Annotated in this window: 12 protein-coding genes; 4 read left to right on the top strand and 8 right to left on the bottom strand. The window is 70.7% G+C overall.

The features are described 5' to 3' along the window. Positions 1-23: 23 nt before the first annotated feature. From StrepF001_RS22995 to StrepF001_RS22960, 8 genes are read right to left on the bottom strand one after another with little or no spacing between them, the layout of a single operon-like run. On the bottom strand, positions 24-275 hold the full coding sequence (locus tag StrepF001_RS22995; protein WP_129800130.1) for a hypothetical protein: 252 nt from the start codon (positions 273-275) through the stop codon (positions 24-26). Then, positions 272-1,945 (bottom strand): PHP domain-containing protein, encoded by a 1,674-nt coding sequence (locus StrepF001_RS22990; protein ID WP_129800129.1) that lies wholly within the window; start codon positions 1,943-1,945, stop codon positions 272-274. Before StrepF001_RS22990 ends, StrepF001_RS22995 begins: the two co-directional genes overlap by 4 nt. 16 nt (positions 1,946-1,961) lie before the next feature. Further along, complete coding sequence (locus tag StrepF001_RS22985; RefSeq protein ID WP_129800128.1) at positions 1,962-3,803, bottom strand: LamG-like jellyroll fold domain-containing protein; 1,842 nt, start codon at positions 3,801-3,803, stop codon at positions 1,962-1,964. Between the two features lie 39 nt (positions 3,804-3,842). Next, entirely contained in the window at positions 3,843-6,761 is a 2,919-nt protein-coding gene (locus tag StrepF001_RS22980) for a glycoside hydrolase family 2 TIM barrel-domain containing protein (protein ID WP_129800127.1), read from the bottom strand. Beyond that, positions 6,761-7,600, bottom strand: coding sequence for a carbohydrate ABC transporter permease (locus tag StrepF001_RS22975; protein WP_129800126.1), 840 nt, complete (start codon positions 7,598-7,600; stop codon positions 6,761-6,763). The genes StrepF001_RS22980 and StrepF001_RS22975 overlap by 1 nt, the downstream gene beginning before the upstream one ends. 14 nt (positions 7,601-7,614) lie before the next feature. Beyond that, positions 7,615-8,580 (bottom strand): sugar ABC transporter permease, encoded by a 966-nt coding sequence (locus tag StrepF001_RS22970; RefSeq protein WP_129800125.1) that lies wholly within the window; start codon positions 8,578-8,580, stop codon positions 7,615-7,617. Then, positions 8,580-9,866, bottom strand: a complete 1,287-nt coding sequence (locus StrepF001_RS22965) for an extracellular solute-binding protein (protein ID WP_129800124.1) — start codon at positions 9,864-9,866, stop codon at positions 8,580-8,582. The genes StrepF001_RS22970 and StrepF001_RS22965 overlap by 1 nt, the downstream gene beginning before the upstream one ends. A gap of 40 nt (positions 9,867-9,906) precedes the next feature. Beyond that, positions 9,907-10,929, bottom strand: a complete 1,023-nt coding sequence (locus StrepF001_RS22960) for a carbohydrate kinase family protein (RefSeq protein ID WP_129800123.1) — start codon at positions 10,927-10,929, stop codon at positions 9,907-9,909. A 128-nt stretch (positions 10,930-11,057) separates the two neighbouring features. Here StrepF001_RS22960 and StrepF001_RS22955 point away from each other — a divergent pair, with 128 nt between their 5' ends. Genes StrepF001_RS22955 through StrepF001_RS22940 form a run of 4 tightly spaced genes read left to right on the top strand, consistent with a single transcriptional unit; the run spans position 11,058 to position 17,479 of the window. Continuing rightward, positions 11,058-11,822, top strand: coding sequence for a DeoR/GlpR family DNA-binding transcription regulator (locus tag StrepF001_RS22955; RefSeq protein ID WP_129800374.1), 765 nt, complete (start codon positions 11,058-11,060; stop codon positions 11,820-11,822). Further along, the gene (locus tag StrepF001_RS22950; protein WP_129800122.1) at positions 11,819-13,159 is read left to right on the top strand and encodes a 6-phospho-beta-glucosidase; all 1,341 of its coding nucleotides are present in this window, start codon (positions 11,819-11,821) and stop codon (positions 13,157-13,159) included. The genes StrepF001_RS22955 and StrepF001_RS22950 overlap by 4 nt, the downstream gene beginning before the upstream one ends. Positions 13,160-13,180: 21 nt before the next feature. Further along, positions 13,181-16,225: a glycoside hydrolase family 38 C-terminal domain-containing protein gene (locus StrepF001_RS22945; protein ID WP_129800121.1), complete on the top strand. Its 3,045-nt coding sequence runs from the start codon at positions 13,181-13,183 to the stop codon at positions 16,223-16,225. Between the two features lie 3 nt (positions 16,226-16,228). Beyond that, positions 16,229-17,479 carry an alpha-L-fucosidase gene (locus StrepF001_RS22940; protein ID WP_129800120.1) on the top strand — a complete coding sequence of 417 codons (1,251 nt, stop codon included), beginning with the start codon at positions 16,229-16,231 and terminating at the stop codon, positions 17,477-17,479. Positions 17,480-17,637: the final 158 nt, after the last annotated feature.

The raw sequence follows: 17,637 nt of genomic DNA, 5'->3' as shown, positions 1-17,637 counted from the left end.
GTACGCCCTGGTCGATCAGTGCGTCAGCCCGTGACCTGCTGGTACGCGTAGATGCTCGTCGGCGGCATGGACGGGTTGAGCAACGGGGCGGGGAAGACCTGGAACCGGTGCTGCGCGCCCCACTCGCCCGACACCAGCCGCTGTCCGCCGCCGAGGGTGTCGATGCAGGCCGTGCCGGTCTCCGCCCCTTGCGGCGCGCCGGCGGCCGACGCGGTGGACGCGCCGAGCGCAAGAGCGCCCAGTAACGCGGCAAGGGTGAGGAGTTGACGCTTCATCGGGCTTCTGTCACATCGACGAAGACGGGGTTGGAGTAGAACCACGTGTCCGCCCATGGGTCGCCGTCGCCCGACGCGTGGGTGAGCGGCCCGTGCGGGTCGACCGAGGCGCCGAGGTAGCCCGCGCCGTGGCGGTTGCCGTCGCTGCCGCGCAGCCGGACGTAGAACGACTCGTCGCCGGCGATGAGCGGGATGCGCAGGGTGTAGGTGCCCTTCCGGCCGCTGACGTCCCTCGTGTGCACGACCCGCGTGTCGGGCGCCCGCCAGTTGTCGCGGTCGGCGGCCGGGCCGCGCACCGTGCCGCGGATGACGTCCACCTGCGCCAACTCGGGCAGGATCCCGGCCGCGTTGGGCCGCGAGGCGGACGTCACCGTCACGTACAGCGTGAGCCGCTCGCCCTTGCGGACCCGCAGCCGCCCGCCCAGCGTGACGCCCCGGCCGTGGTCGCGGTCGCGCTTGAGGCGCACGTCGAGGCCGTCGAGCAGGTGTCCGTGGTCGACCCAGACCCGGCCCGCGCGCAGGCCCGCCATCACCGAGCGGTAGCCGTAGCGGGTGACGCCGACGTGGGTGCGGCTGAACTGGCCGGGCCAGAAGTCGCTGCCGGGCTGCGGGGTGTCGGTGTTCACCGGGTCGGGCAGCCGGCCGGTGTTGTCGAAGTTCTGACCCGGCTGCCAGTCGCCGTTCCGCCAGGTGTCGAAGACGATCCGGTGGGCGTCGGAGTTGGTGGTGATCGAGAACAGCCTGCCCTCGGCGAGCATCGCGTCCCACAGGCCGCCGACCGTCGCCGTCGCCCAGTCGAAGCCGCCGTAGGTGAGGTAGGCGTCCGCCGGGTAGCCGGGCCAGGACTGGGCCGACGGCTTGTTCTCGTACTCGCCGCGGATGGAGTTCGTACCGCGCCAGCCGGGTATGGCGGCGCCCTGGGCGCCGGGCGCGCCCTCCATGCCGATCATGATCTCGGGGGCCGCGTCCCGCCAGGCGCGCAGCTCGTGCGGGGAGTCGATGCCGAGGCGCATCGGGTGGTTGGCGAGGACGAGCACGTCGTCGACGTAGCCGGTGCGGCGCTGTTCCGCCAGCCACTGGATGGCCTTGACGGCGTGCTCCTCGTTGCGGGCGGTGCCGGCGTGGCCCGGCGAGCCCTCGGTGTAGCCGAGCAGCTTGCCGTCGTAGGCCCGCTCGAAGCGGGTGAGCAGGTCGACCTCGTTCGGGCCGGGCGCCGCGAAGACCGTGCAGTGCTCGGCGGCCGGGATGTACCACTCCAGGCCCTGGAAGATCAGCCGGCGCGGGTTCTCGGCGCGCGCCCTGAGGATCTCCTGGCGCTCCAGCGCGGCACCGAAGTCGGCGTGCCCGAAGTTGGAGTGCTCGGTGAACACCATCCAGTCCAGGCCGTACTTGGCACCTTCGGCGGCCAGTTGGGAGAACGTGTACTTCGCGTCGTGGCTGTAGACGGTGTGGATGTGGTGGTCGCCGACGAGATAGGCGAGGTGGGGGTCGCTGCCGCCGAGGTGCCGCTCCCCGGCGGCCGCGGGAGCGGCGGCCGGCCACCCCAGGGCGAAAGTGGTGCCGAACAGGCCTGCACCGGCGAGGAGTTGGCGTCTGGACAGGCCCTGCGGATCCAGGTCGGCGGGCGGGACGGACGGGTCGGCCCACTCGGGCAGCTGCTGCTCGGTCATGACGTTCCTCGACAGGTCAGTGGTTCATGAACTGGGAGACGGGCAGCGCCCGGTCGACGATCCGCACGTCGCCGAGCCAGCCGTGGTGGATCTGGTCGATCCGGCCCGCGTACTCGTAGCCGCCGAGCAGCCAGGGCAGTCCGAGCGAGGTCAGCCCGACGGAGCGGGCGGTGGGATTGCGCACGACCGGGCAGCCCTCGACGTACATCGTGGTGTGGCTGCCGTCGTTGACGACGGCGACATGCCACCAGGTCTCCCGGGCGGTCTCATGGCCCCAGTTGGTGGCGATGCCCTGCTGGTCGAGCGGCCGCACCGCCCACTGCGGTCCGGGCCCGTCGGACAGCGACAGCGTGGTGAGCGGCTCGTCCGGGTCGCCCTCCGTCTTGCCCGCGGCACCGCCCGTGCCGGTCCGGCCGACCAGCCCACCCCAGGCGTTGCGGGACGCGGTCCAGGTGCCCGGCACCTTGTAGAAGGCCTCGACGGTGTAACCGCGCTCGAAGGTCGCCGAGTTGAGCGGGGCGCCCTCGACCGTCCGCAGATACGCGCCCCGCAGCGGCGACTTGTCCCCGTGGAAGCGCAGGCTGCCGTGCCCCGGCTGGTCCGGGTGATGGTCCGCCGACCAGGTGAGGGTGCCGTCCCCGACCCGGACGACGGTCAGGTCGTTGCCGCGGCCGGACACATCGCGGACCGTGCCGTCGACGGTCGCGCCGTCCTCGTGTCCGTCGAAACGCCAGTAGGCGAGCGTGCCGCGCACCAGCATCCCGGCGGCCGGCCGGGCCGGGCGGGCGGGTACCGGGGCGAACCCGGAGAAACGCTGCTCGAAGTCGATCGGCACGGAGAACCGGTCGTCCGGGCCGGTCAGTTCGATCTCCTGCCGCTCCAGCTCGTTGAGCCCCTCGGCCGCCCGGCCCAGGATCCACGGCGAGACCGTCTCGACGTCGATGGTGTTGCGGTCGAGGTCGAAGCGGTAGAGGCGGATCATCGCCGCGCCGCCGTAGTACCGGTTCTGGTAGTTCGTCAGGTGCAGGTGTACGTCGTTCCCTGCGGCGTTCTTCTTCACGGCGCGCGCGGTGGGCCAGTAGTGGCCGTTGAGGGTGAGGAAGATCTGGTCGTGGTCCGCGATCAGCTGGTCCCAGAGCTTCTGCCCGTACGAGGAGAGGGCGTCGTCGCCGTAGACCAGTTCGTGCGTGGTCAGGATGACGGGCGCCTTCGGGTGCTGTGCGATGACCTCCTTCGCCCAGGCGAAGCCCTTCGGCGACAGCCGCCAGTCGAGGGCCAGCACGAGCCACTCGCGCCCGGCCGCCCGGAACACGTGGAAGGAGTTGTAGCCGTCGGGGGAGGCTCCGCCGAAGGTGCGCCTGCCCTCGAAGCGCTCCGGGCCGAAGGCCGCCAGGTACGGCGTCGGGCCGCGCTGGTCGTCGGTGGACGAGCGGACGTCGTGGTTGCCGGCCACCATGCTGTAGCCGACGCCCTGCCGGTCCAGCAGCCGGAACGCCCTGCTCGCCGCCTCGATCTCGGCTTCGGTGCCGTTCTCCGTGAGGTCACCCAGGTGTGACAGGAAGACGATGTTCTCCTCCCGGCCCTGCTCCAGGAGGTAGCGCAGCGAGGCCTCGATCGGCGCGGGGTCGATGCTCGGCCCGTCGAACAGGTACTGCGTGTCGGGCATGACGACCAGCGTGAAGCGCCGGCTGTCCGGGTCGGGCCGCCACCTGCCCGCCGGTGCCGCCTCGGCGGCGGTCGGCAACGCGACCCCGGCCGTGGCGGCGGCGCCGATCAGTGCGGTGGCCCGCAGGAAGGTGCGTCTGCCGGCGTCGGCCTGCGCGGCCTCACCCCGGTCGTGGTCATGCTCGGTGCACACATCAGCTCCGTCAGTGGCGACTGGCGAAGGGAGAGCAGATCAGAGAACGCGCAGGATCCAGCCCCAGCGATGGGTGCCGGTCGGGAGGAGGTACGCCGGTGAAGTGTCGGGCCCGCACGAGGCGGTCCCCAGGCCGCGGTGGGCGGCGTCGATGTGCACGACGCAGCCGTCGCGCGGCACGAGTTCGTCATGGTGGGCGGCCGCCGCGAGGTCCGCGGCGCGGTGCCGGGTGACGGAGATCTGGCTCGGCCGGTCCAGCTGCACGAACAGCCCCGTCGCGTCCGGTGCGGAGAGGGTGAAGTGCCGTACGCCGTGCCTCCCGCCGCTCTCCTGCGGCCGCAGATAGGGGGTGAACAGTTCGTCCACGGGGAGCGAGTGGTGCCCGACGGGCGCGCCGGCGCTGCGGTCCGGGTACGACTCCCACGGACCCTGCCCGAACCACTCCAGAAGGTTCAGCCCGGCCACCGTCTCGAACACCGACCCGACCCGGGCCACGTCGTCCAGGGCCTCGGGCAGCTGAGCCGACTCCTCGACGCGGATCCCGCCCTCGACGGCCGTGAAGACCTGCTCGTGCCGGACGACTCCGGCCGCGCAGGCGTACTCCGCGAGGACGCCGACGCTCTCCCGGTCCCGGCGCACGGCGACCAGCTTGCGCACGAGCGAGTCCAGCCCCCACTCCCGCCAGCGGGCCGCCATCCCACCGAGTTCGTCGTTGTCGGTGGGCGCCCGCCACAGCGACAGCGTGGGGGCGGCGAGGAGGAGGGGATGGACCAGAAGCCCGTCCGCATCGGTCTCGACCGTTCGGTCCGCCACCGGGACGGCCCGCGGTACGGGTGCGGGCCGCAGCCGCACCTGTGGCAGACACACCACAGTGCCACGCGGCGCCCACGGTTCGTCCCGTGCGGTCGTGACCTTCAGCGTCAGCCAGGCCTCGCCCCCGTCGGCCGGCAGATCGAACGGCAGCGGCACCGCCGCCGTCTCACCCGGGCGCAGCTCGGGCAGCTCGGCCGGCGCCGTCAGCGTGCGACCGTCGGCGAGGGACAGCCGCCACTCGCCGGTCAGCCAGTCCAGGCCACGGAAGTGCTGGTGGTTGCCGATGACCGGCCCCTCGTGCTTCAGGCACTCCAGGCGCACCGGCGCCGCGATCTCCCGGTGCTCGTACAGCACCGGCTTGGGCGTGCGGTCCGGGAACACCACCCCGTCGGCGATGAACGCGCCGTCGTGCAGCGCCTCGCCGAAGTCGCCACCGTACGCCCAGCGGTGGCCGGGCGCGGCGACACCGCGTTCGTACAGCCCGGCGCCCGCGCGCCCGGCCGGTCTTCCGTCACTCACGCGCTGGAGAATGCCGTGGTCCCAGAACTCCCAGATGAAGCCGCCCTGAAGACCCGGGGTGGCCTCGATGGCGGCCCAGTGCTCGGCGAGCGTGCCGTTGCTGTTGCCCATGGCGTGCGAGTACTCGCACTGGATGAGCGGCTTGGTCTGCTTCCCGGACAGCGCGTGGGCCACGCACTCCTCGATCGGCGCGTACATCGGGCAGGCGATGTCGGAGGCGACGTCCGGATCCGCCCAGCCGCGCTTGGCCGCGCCCTCGTACTGCACCGGCCGCGTCGGATCGTGCCGTCGCACCCAGCCCGCCGCCGCGTCGTGGTTCGCCCCGTAGTCGGACTCGTTGCCCAGCGACCAGATGATGACCGACGGATGGTTCTTGTCCCGCAGCACCATCCGGGAGACCCGGTCCACGAAGGCGTTCAGATAGCGCGGGTCGCCGGCGATCTCGTGGGCGTGGTCGTGGCTCTCGATGTCCGCCTCGTCGACCACGTAGAAGCCGAGTTCGTCGGCGAGGTCGTACAGGGACGGGTCGTTCGGGTAGTGGGCGGTGCGGATCGCGTTGAAGCCGAAGCGCTTGAGCAGGACCAGGTCCGCGCGCATGTCGTCGTACGACACGGTCCGCCCGGTGAGCGGATGGAAGTCGTGCCGGTTCACGCCCCGGATGAACACCCGCTCGCCGTTGACCAGCAGGTCCCGGCCGACGATCTCGACGTCGCGAAAGCCGGTGCGGTGCCGCGAGATGTCGGCGACCGTTCCGTCGGCGCGGTGCAGCCGGACCGTCAGGTCGTACAGCTCGGGCGTCTCGGCGGTCCAGGTGCGCACGTCGGGGACGGTGGTCAGCAGCCGCGCCTCGCCGAGGAAGTCGGAGACCCGCTCGTCCTGTGCGTTGGCCCGGTCGAAGTCGGTGTCCTGTGCGAGGAGCCGACCGTCCAGCTCCCCGCTGACGTACCACCCGTCGGGCAGCGCACCGCCCGCGTCCCGCACCCGGCAGTCCACCAGCAGCTCACCGTTGCGACGCGCCCGCACGGTCACGTCCGCCAGATGCAGCGGATCCGTCGCGTACAGCAGTACCGAACGGGTGATCCCACCGTGCCACCACTGGTCCTGGTCCTCGATGTGCGAGGAGTCCGACCACTTGACGACGGTCAGGCGTACGACGGCCCGCTCCCCGGCGCGTACGACACCCGTCAGATCGAACTCGGCGGCCAGATGAGAGTCCTTGGAGATCCCGACGGGCCGTCCGTCCACATGCACCAGCAGCACGCTCTCGGCCGCGCCGACCTGGAGCACGATCCGCCGCCCGGCCCACTCGCCGGGCACGTCGACCTCGCACTCGTACACGCCCGTCGGGTTCGCCGACGGGACGAACGGCGGGAACTCTTCGAACGGCATACGGACGTTGGTGTACTGCGGCAGGTCGTCGGTGCCCTGGAGGGTCCAGGCGCCGGGGACGTACGAGGAGGACCAGGTGTCCCGCACCGGCGCGTCCGGCGCCGGCAGCAGCTGGAAACGCCAGTCGCCGTCCAGGGAGACGGCCTGGTCACGCCGGTCGACGGCACACATGGGCAACCGCCCCCAGGAGGTCACCTCGGGTGCCTCCCAGGGGCGGAGCCCCAGCAGGGGATCCATCAGCGGATGGCCCCCTTGCCGAGGTCGCCGATGATCTGCCGGGCGCCGATCGCGAAGACGATCAGCAGGGGGACGAGGGCGAGCAGGGCGCCGGTCATGACCATTCCGTAGTCGGTCGTGCCATGGGTGCCGTTGAGCTGGGAGAGGGCCACCTGGAGGGTGACGTTGTCCGGGTTGGTGAGGGCGATCAGGGGCCAGGCGTAGTCGTTCCACTGGCCCATGAAGGTGAAGATGCCGAGGAAGGCCAGGCCGGGGCGGACCACGGGGAGTGCCACGTGCCAGTACTGGCGCAGGAAACCGGCGCCGTCGAGCTTGGAGGCGTCGAGCAGCTCGTCGTGGATGGCGCCCTTCATGTACTGGCGCATCCAGAAGATGCCGAAGGCGTTGGCCGCCGCCGGGACGATCAGTGCCGTCATCGAGCCGATCCAGCCGAGCTTCGCCATGATCACGAACTGGGGGATGGCCGCCAGCTGCGCCGGCACCATGAAGATGGCCATGAGCAGCGCGAACAGCAGCCCCCGCCCCGGGAACTCGAACTTGGCGAAGACGAAGGCCGCCAGTGAGTCGAAGAACAGCACCAGCACGGTCACCGAGGTCGCGACCAGCAGCGAGTTGAGCATCGACCCGAAGAAGTCGATGTTGTCGAAGAGGTTGCGGGCGTTCTCCAGGAAGTGCGGGCCGGGCAGCAGCTTCGGCGGATAGGAGAAGATCTCGGTCGACGTGTGCGTCGACATGATCACGGCCCAGTAGAAGGGGAAGGCCGACAGCAACAGGCCGAGGACCAGGACGGTGTGCAGGGCGATGCCCCGGCGTCGGGAGCCCTTGATGGTGGATGCCATGGTGACCGGCCTGCCTATTCTTCGCCCCGGCGCTGCACCAGGCGCCAGTTGATGATCGAGAAGAGGACGACGACGAGGAAGATGCCCCACGCCACGGCGGCGCCGTAGCCGAAGTCGTTGTTGTCGAAGGTCTGCTGGAAGAAGTAGAGGACCATGGTCCGGCCGGCGTGGTCGGGGCCGCCCGAGAACGTGGACTCGTTCGCCGTGGTCTGCAGCAGCACCTGGGGCTCGGCGAAGCTCTGCAGTCCGGTGACCGTCGAGACGACGAGCACGAACAGCAGCACCGGCCGCATCAGGGGCAGCGTGACCCGGAAGAAGGTCTGCACAGGTCCGGCGCCGTCGATGCGTGCTGCCTCGTACAGATCGCTCGGGATCGTCTGGAGTCCGGCGAGGAAGATGATCGCGTTGTAGCCGGTCCACTGCCAGGTCATCAGCGTGGCGATGGCGACCTTGATGCCCCACGGCGTGTTCAGCCAGGCCACCTGGTCCAGGCCGACGGCCTGCAACAGGGCGTTCATCAGGCCGAAGTTGGTGGAGAACACCGAGCCGAAGATGATCGCGACGGCGACGATCGAGGTGACGTTCGGCAGGAAGTACGCGAAGCGGTAGACGTTCTTGAAGCGCACCGCCGAGTTGAGCATCACGGCCGTCACCATCGCCAGGAAGATCATGGGGAAGGTGGCCAGCGCCCAGATGAGGATCGTGTTCCCGATCGACTGCCAGAAGTCGCTGTCGGTCAGCAGGTACTGGTACTGCGCCAGGCCCGCCCACTCCATCGAGCCCAGACCGTCCCAGCGGTGGAAGGAGAGGTAGAGCGAGAAGCCGACGGGGATCAGGCCGAAGGCGAGGAAGAGGAGATAGAAGGGGGAGATCGCGGCGTACAGCCGCCAGTAGCTGAGGATTCCCTTCCTGGGGCGGACGGCCGGTGCCTCGGCCACGGCTGTCGGTGGGGGTTGCTCGACGACGGGCACGGTTGCCATCAGTGACTCACCCCCAGGTGGTCCGCGATACGCCGGCACTTCCTCATGGCGTCCCTCCAGGCCTTCTCCGGGTCCTTGCCGAGGACACCGACGTTCTTGATCTCGTCCCGGACGGGCTGCCCGAGCGCGACGTCGTAGGGGCTGTTGAAGGCCACCGGGATCTTCTCGGCCGCCGGCCCGAAGACGTCCATCGTGATCTGGTCGCCGAAGAACGGGTCGGGCTCGCGCAGCTTCTGCATCTCGTACGAGGCCGGGGTCGACGGGAAGAGCCCGGCCTCTACGAATCCCTGGGCCTGGTTGTCCGCGTTGAGGATCCAGGTGATGATCTCGAAGGCCCGCTCGGGCTCCCGGCACGCCTTGGTGATCGCGAGGAACGAGCCGCCGACGTTCGAGGGACCGCCGGGACAGTCGGCCACCCGCCATTTGCCCTCGGTCTTCGGTACTTCCAGCTTGAGGTCGCCCGCGGCCCAGGAGGCGTTCAGCGCGCTGGGCAGCAGGCCCCTCTCCTTGGCCGCGATCGAGTCGGGCGTGCCCGAGACGATGTCCGACACGATCCCGCGCCGCTTGGCCTCCACGGCGCGGTCCCAGCAGGTGCGGACGTGCTCACCGTCGCCGATGAAGTTCCGGTCGGCGTCGACGAACCGGGTGGTGCCCTGGCCGATCGACATCTCGAAGACGCTGCCGACGTCGTTCAGGATGTATGTCCCGGGGATCCGCTTCTTGAGCTGCTCGCCCGCCGCGAAGAACTTCTCCCAGGTGTCCAGCTCCCTGGAGACGTCCTCCGGCTCGTACGGCAGCCCCGCCTTCTCGAAGACGGCGTTCTGGTAGTAGTGCACGACCGGACCCACGTCGATCGGGAAGCCGATGAGGCTGCCGTCCGGGGCGATGGCCTGCTGCCACTTCCAGTCCAGGTACCGGCTCTTGAGCTTGTCGGCGCCCAGCGTGCGCAGGTCCACGAACTGGTCGGCGTTCGGCAGGTAGGAGGCCATGTCCTCGCCCTTGAGCCCGGCGATGTCGGGTATGTGGGCGCCGCCGGCCATGGTGGTGATCAGCTTGGACCGGTAGTAGCCGCCGATCTGCTGGGCCTTGAGGCTGACGACGTTGTCATAGCGGGCCGTGGCCTCCTTGACGACGGTGTCGCTCAGGCCGCCGCTCCAGTACCACAGGACCATGTTCCGGCCGGTCGAACCGGTCGGGACGGCGCAGCCGGATGTGAGGCCGCCGAGCGCCGTGGCGGCCGTACCGGCCAGGCCCGCGCGCAGCAGGCCTCTTCGTGAGAGCCGCACAGCTCCCACCGCCTTTCGGATGTATGACGTATGCGAGTGGTCAGTCGGGAATGCCGTTCGGGGGTGTGACGGGGGCGTGGTGGACGGGCGGGCCCGGATCCGCCGGGATGCGGTCGTCGAGGAAGCCGTACGCGCGCTTGAGCTCGGGGTCCGTCACCGCGCGCCACCACCGGTCGATGCCGTACCAGCCGGGTGCGGCCAGCGCCCCGCCGTGGTGCCGCACGGACAGCCCGGCCGCCAGCACCGCGAACCGCAGCCGTTCCACCAGCGGCCAGCCGCCCAGCGAGGCCGCGACGAAGCTCGCGCCGAAGACGTCCCCGGCGCCCGTCGCGTCCAGCACGTCGAGGTCGAGGGCGGGGACGTCCGCGTACTCGCCGGTGGTCTGGTCGACGGCGACCGCGCCCTCGCCGCCGCGGGTGACCACGGCCACCGGCACCAGCTCGCTGAGTGCGGCGAGCGCCGCGACCGCGCTGTCGGTGCGGGTGTACGCCATCGCCTCGACCTCGTTGGGCAGGAACGCGTGGCACAGGGAGAGCTGGTCGAGGAGGTCGGTGGACCACTGCTGGGTGGGGTCCCAGCCGACGTCGGCGTAGATCTGCGTGCCGTTCGCGGCCGCCTTGGCGAGCCATGCGTGGGGGTCGGCCTCGATGTGCACCAGGGCGGTGCGCGCCTCGGGCGGGTCGCCCATGAGCGCGTCCTGCGAGTACGGGGGCTCCTGGCCGTGGGTGACGAGGGCCCGGTCGGATCCGTGCGCGATCGAGACGGTGACCGGGGTGTGCCAGCCGTCCGCCGTGCGGGAGAGGGACAGGTCGACGCCCTCCTGGCCGGCGAGGACGTCCCGGCAGTACGTGCCGTAGAAGTCGTCGCCGAAGACCGTCGCCAGGGACGTCTTCAGGCCGAACCGCGATGCGGCGACCGCGAGGTTGGCGATGCCGCCGGGACTGCTGCCCATGCCGGCCGTCCAGATCTCCTCGCCCGGCGTCGGAGGCCTGCCCAGACCTGTGAGGACGAGGTCGTAGAAGAGCAGCCCGGTCAGCAGCACATCGGGCCGGTCGTCGTCCACGCGGACATCCTCTCCGTCAAAACTCTTCATTTCAGTGACCGGAATCGTGCGCCGCTCCGCGGGATTGGTCAATACCCGAGCAGAAGTGAGCATAGAAATGATCGAAGATGACGAGTAGTGTTCACGGCGTGCTGGCAGAACGACGACACCAACTCATCCTGCGGGCCCTGCGCTCGGGCGGCCCCGCGGCCGTGACCGATCTCTCCGAGCAGTTGGGGGTGAGCCCCGCCACGATCCGGCGTGACCTGGTCAAACTCGAGGAGGACGGGCTGCTCACCCGGGTGCACGGCGGCGCCGTCGTCGAAGAGGGCGACCAGCCCTTCGCCGAGGTCGCCGAGGTGCGCGTGCCCCAGAAGGACGCGATAGCCGCGCGGGCGGCGGCGATGATCGCGGACGGTCAGTCGGTGCTGCTCGACATCGGCACCACCGCCTACCGGCTGGCCCGGCAGCTGCACGGCCGCCGGCTCACCGTCATCACCAGCAACCTGGTGGTGTACGAGGAGCTCGCCGACGACGAGGGCATCGAGCTGGTGCTGCTCGGCGGCATGGTCCGCCGCGAGTACCGCTCCCTGGTCGGCTTCCTCACCGAGGACAACCTGCGCCAGCTGCATGCCGACTGGCTCTTCCTCGGCACCAGTGGAGTGCGGCCCGGCGGGCAGGTGATGGACACGACGGTCGTCGAGGTGCCGGTCAAGCGGGCCATGATCAAGGCCAGTGACCGGGTCGTGCTGCTCGCCGACTCGGCGAAGTTCCCGGGTACGGGTATGGCAAAGGTCTGCGGCCCCGGGGAGCTGGACGTGGTGGTGACGGACGCGGCCGTGGAGCCGGCGACCCGGACCGCGCTGCGGGAAGCGGGCGTCGAGGTCATCGTGGTGGGAAGGGTGCAGTCGTGAAGCTGACGATTCTGGGCGGCGGCGGATTCCGGGTGCCGCTCGTGTACGGGGCGCTCCTCGGGGACCACGCCGAGGGCCGGGTCACCCAGGTCGTGCTGCACGACCTGGACGCCCAGCGGCTCTCCGCGGTGACCCGGGTCCTCGCCGAGCAGGCGGCCGACGTGCCCGACGCGCCCGAGGTGGCCGCCACGACGGACCTCGACGAAGCCCTGCGCGGTGCCGACTTCGTCTTCTCCGCCATCCGCGTCGGCGGGCTGGAGGGACGGGCGAACGACGAGCGGGTGGCGCTCGCGGAGGGCGTCCTCGGCCAGGAGACGGTCGGCGCGGGCGGTATCGCCTACGGCCTGCGGACCGTGCCCGTCGCCGTCGACATCGCCCGACGCGTGGCCCGCCTGGCGCCCGACGCCTGGGTCATCAACTTCACCAACCCGGCCGGCCTCGTCACCGAGGCCATGTCCCGCCACCTCGGCGACCGCGTCATCGGCATCTGCGACTCGCCGGTCGGACTCGGCCGCCGTATCGCCCGTGTGCTCGGCGTGCAGAACCCGGCCGAGGCATGGATCGACTACGTCGGCCTGAACCACCTCGGCTGGGTGCGCGGCCTGCGCGTCGCGGGCCGCGACGAACTCCCGCGGCTGCTCGCCGACCCCGGCCTGCTCGGCTCCTTCGAGGAGGGCAAGCTCTTCGGCGCCGACTGGCTGCGGTCGCTGGGCGCGATCCCCAACGAGTACCTGCACTACTACTACTTCAACCGGGAAGCCGTACGGGCCTACCAGGAGGCCGAGCAGACCCGCGGTGCCTTCCTGCGCGACCAACAGGCCCGCTTCTACGCCGAGATGAGGAACCCGGACGCCTCGGCGCTGAAGGCCTGGGACGCCACCCGCGCCGAGCGCGAGGCCACCTACATGGCCGAGAACCGCGAGAGTGCCGGCGCCGGTGAGCGCGACGCCGACGACCTGTCCGGCGGCTACGAGAAGGTGGCGCTGGCGTTGATGCGGGCCATCGCCCGCGACGAACGCACCACCCTGATCCTCAACGTCCGCAACCGCAGCACGCTCTCGGTGCTGGACTCCGAGGCGGTGATCGAGGTCCCGTGCCTGGTCGACGCGAACGGCGCGCACCCGGTCGCCGTCGATCCGCTGCCCGACCACGCCACCGGCCTGGTCTGCGCGGTGAAGGCGGTCGAGCGCGAGGTGCTCGCCACCGCCGACTCCGGCTCCCGTACGACGGCCGTGAAGGCCTTCGCCCTGCACCCGCTTGTCGACTCGGTCAACGTGGCCCGGCGGCTCGTCGACGGCTACACGGCCGTCCACCCCGGCCTCTCGTACCTCAAGTAGAGCCCTGAGGAGAGCTGTCCCATGCACGATGAACGCCGCCGGATCGAGGAGCGCGTCGAACGCGTCCACAACCAGCGCATCAAGCCCGCGGTGTACGCAGCCACCGTCCCCCTTCGGGTGGCGGCCTGGCAGGCGCCGGGGGAGCCGGTCCCGTTCGAGGACGCCGCCGCGGCCACGTACGAGCCCTTCGCGATGGACACCCCATGGGGCCCGCCCTGGGGCACCACCTGGTTCCGCATGCAAGGCCAGGTGCCCGCCGACTGGGCCGGCCGGCGCGTCGAGGCGGTCATCGACCTCGGCTTCGTCGGCGACTGGCCGGGCAACCAGGCCGAGGCCCTGGTCCACCTGCCCGACGGGACGCCCTTGAAAGCGGTCAACCCGCAGAACCAGTACGTGCCGATCGCGCGCTCGGCAGCGGGCGGCGAGGAGATCCACTATCTGGTGGAAGCGGCTTCCAACCCTGACATCCTCGCCAATGACTTCGCCGCCCCGACCCCGCTCGGCGACGTCCTCACCGCCGGCGACAGGCCCCTCTACACGTTCCGCCGCGCCGACCTCGCCGTCCTCGACGAGGAGGTCTGGCACCTCTCGCTCGACGTCCAGGTGCTGCGCGAGCTGATGCTGGAGCTCGGCGAGCACGAGCCGCGTCGCCACGAGATCGCGCACGCCCTGGACCGCTGCCTCGACGCCCTCGACCTGGACGACATCCCGGGCACGGCGGCCGCCGCCCGCGCCGTCCTCCAGCCGGTCCTCGCCAAGCCCGCGCACGCCAGCGCGCACACCCTCTCCGCCGTCGGCCACGCGCACATCGACTCCGCGTGGCTGTGGCCGATCCGCGAGACCAAGCGCAAGACCTCCCGCACCTTCTCCAACGTCACCGCACTTGCCGAGGAGTACGAGGAGTTCGTCTTCGCCTGCTCCCAGGCCCAGCAGTACGAGTGGGTGCGCGACAACTACCCGAAGGTGTGGGAGCGGATCAAGAAGGCGGTCGCCGACGGCAGCTGGGCCCCGGTCGGCGGCATGTGGGTCGAGGCCGACGGCAACCTGCCCGGCGGCGAGGCGATGGCCCGGCAGCTGATCCACGGCAAGCGCTTCTTCATGGAGCACTTCGGTATCGAGACCAAGGGCGTGTGGCTGCCCGACTCCTTCGGGTACACCGCGGCCTACCCGCAGCTCGCCAAGCTCGCCGGCAACGACTGGTTCCTGACCCAGAAGATCTCCTGGAACCAGACCAACAAGTTCCCCCACCACACCTTCTGGTGGGAGGGCATCGACGGCACCCGCATCTTCACCCACTTCCCGCCCGTCGACACCTACAACGCCGAGTTCTCCGGCAAGGAGATGGCCCACGCCGTCCGCAACTACCAGGACAAGGGCCGCGGTACGACGTCCCTGGCGCCCTTCGGCCACGGCGACGGCGGCGGCGGCCCCACCCGCGAGATGCTGGAGCGGGCCCGGCGCCTCGCCGACCTGGAGGGCTCGGCAAAGGTCCGGATCGAGCACCCGGACGCCTTCTTCGCCGCCGCCCGCGAGGAGTACCCGGACGCGCCGGTGTGGGCGGGCGAGCTCTACCTGGAGCTGCACCGCGCCACCTACACCACCCAGGCCCGCACCAAGCAGGGCAACCGCCGCAGCGAACACCGGCTGCGCGAGGCCGAGCTGTGGGCGACGACGGCCGCGCTGCACGCGCCGGGCTACTCCTACCCGTACGAACAGCTCGACCGCCTGTGGAAGACGGTCCTGCTCCACCAGTTCCACGACATCCTGCCGGGGTCGTCGATCGCGTGGGTGCATCGGGAGGCGGAGGCGGAGTATGCACGGGTGGCGCAGGAGCTGGAGGCGCTGACGCGGGAGGCCGTCGCGGCGCTGGGCACCGGCGAGGCCCGGGTCTTCAACACCAGTCCGTTCGACCGGGACGAGGTGGTCCGGAGGGCCGACGGCGAGCCCACCGTCGTGAACGTGCCGGCGAACGGGAGCGCTCCGCTCGGCAACGCCCGGACCCACGACATGGTGCTGGTGACGGACCGCGTCATCGACAACGGCCTCGTCCGTGTGGAACTGGCCGATGACGGAACCCTCGCCTCCGTCCGCGATCTGCGCGCGAACCGCGAAGTCCTCGCCGGCCAGGGCAACCTGCTCCGCCTCCACGCCGACCTGCCCAACTACTGGGACGCCTGGGACATCGACAAGCACTACAAGAACCGCTACACGGAGCTGCTGGACGCCGAGTCGATCACGATCGTGGAGCAGGACCCCCTGCTCGGCGCGATCCGCGTGGAGCGATCGTTCGGCAAGGGCTCGAAGATCACCCAGACGATCACCCTGCGCTCCGGCAGTCCCCGCATCGACATCGGGACCGAGATCGACTGGCACGAGGCCGAGAAGATCCTCAAGGCGGGCTTCCCGGTCGACCTCCGCGCCCCGCACTCCTCCGCGGAGATCCAGTTCGGACACGTCCAGCGCCCCACCCACACCAACACCAGCTGGGAGGCGGCCCGCTTCGAGGTCTCCGGCCACCGCTGGGTGCACATCGGCGAACCCGGTTACGGCGTCGCGGTGATCAACGACTCGACGTACGGCCACGACGTGTCCCGCACGGTCCGCGAGGACGGAGGGACGACCACCACGGTCAGCCTCAGCCTGGTCCGCGCCCCGCGCGTACCGGACCCCGAGGCCGACCAGGGCCGGCACCGGTTCACGTACTCGCTGCTGCCCGGCGCGAGCATCGAGGACGCGATCGCCGAGGGCTACGCCCTCAACCTGCCGCTGCGCGTCGCCGACGCGGCGGGCACGCCGGAGCCGGTCGTGTCCGTGGCCGGTGAGGGCGTGACCGTCGAGGCGGTCAAGCTCGCGGACGACCGGTCCGGCGACGTCGTGGTCCGCCTCTACGAGTCCCGCGGCGGCCGGGCCCAGGGCGTGTTGCGCGCCGGCTTCCCGCTCGCGGGGGCCCAGGTCACCGACCTCCTGGAACGCCCGCTCAACGACGCGGACGTCACCGGCGACGGCGGGGTCCTTGTCGCGCTGCGGCCCTTCCAGGTGCTGACGCTGCGGCTGAAGAGGAGCTGACGCGTGCCCGTACAACCCTGGTTCACCGACGCCAAGCTGGGGATCTTCGTCCACTGGGGCATCTACGCCGTCGACGGCGTCCAGGAATCCTGGTCGTTCTACGACGACATCGTGCCGCACGACCAGTACATGTCCCAGCTCGACCGTTTCACCGCGTCCCGGTACGACCCGCGGGAGTGGGCGAAGCTCTTCACCCGCGCCGGCGCCCGGTACGCCGTGCTCACCAGTCGCCACCACGACGGCGTCGCCCTGTGGGACACCGCCCACGGTGACCTGAACGTGGGCCGCGACCTGATAGCCGGCTACGCCGACGCCCTGCGCGAGCAGGGCCTCAAGGTCGGCCTGTACTACTCGCACTCCGACTGGAACCACCCCGACTACGCCTCCACGCGCAAGCCGGGCCGCCCGCCGGAACTGGAGGACAACCGCTACTCCGAGGTCGCGGCCGAGTTCGAGGACCTGGCCGCCTGGGAGCGGTTCATCGCCTACCGCGACGGTCAGATCCGCGAACTCACCAGCCGCTACAAGCCCGACCTGATGTGGTTCGACGGCGAGTGGGACCGCAGCGAGGAACAGTGGCGCATCCCGGAACTCGCCGCGCTCATCCGCTCCGAGACCCCGGACGTCGTCTTCAACGCCCGCATGCTCAGCGAGGGCGACTACGCGACCCCCGAACAGGGCGCACCCGTGGTACCGCCCGAGGGCCCCTGGGAACTCTGCCTGACCATCAACGACTCCTGGGGCCACCAGCACCGCGACCACAACCACAAGTCGGTCGACCAGCTGATCCGCTACTTCACCGAGACCATCGGGGGCGGCGGCAATCTGCTCCTCAGCGTCGGCCCCCGGGAGGACGGCACCATCCCCGCCGAGCACGCCGAACGGCTCGAGGGCCTCGGCACCTGGATCGCCCGGCACGCGGAGGCCGTGTACGGGACTGTGCGCGGTCTGCCCGCCGGCCATCACCACGGCCCCAGCACCCTCTCGAAGGACCGCCGCACGCTCTATCTGACCCTCTTCGACGCCCCGCGCGCCGAGATCGGCGTACGCGGACTGCTCAGCTCCGTACGCCGGGTCACCGTGCTCGGCAGCGGGACCGAACTGGCCCACCGGGTCATCGGCGGTCTGCACGAAGCACCGGGCGTGCTCTGGATCCAGCCGCCGGCCGCGGCGGACCTCGACCCGCACGCCACGGTGCTCGCGGTCGAACTGGACGGCGAGCTGGAGCTGTACCGGGGCTCGGGCCGGTTCTGAGGCCGGGGCCGCCGCTGTTCCCATGAAGAATTAAGGAAGTGGTGAATCACCTGGTCACGGCGGCTCTGGCAGCCGCCGTGAACCGGACTCGTTGCCTCCTGGACACCTGGAGTTTGCCTGTGACCCCTGGGATGCCGGAGCAAGGAATAGAGAAAGGT

The sequence above is a fragment of the Streptomyces sp. F001 genome (assembly GCF_004187715.1).
Taxonomy (GTDB): Bacteria; Actinomycetota; Actinomycetes; order Streptomycetales; family Streptomycetaceae; genus Streptomyces; species Streptomyces flavusporus.
Note: the sequence above shows the minus strand (reverse complement) of the source record. Positions and strands in the feature narration are given on the sequence as shown.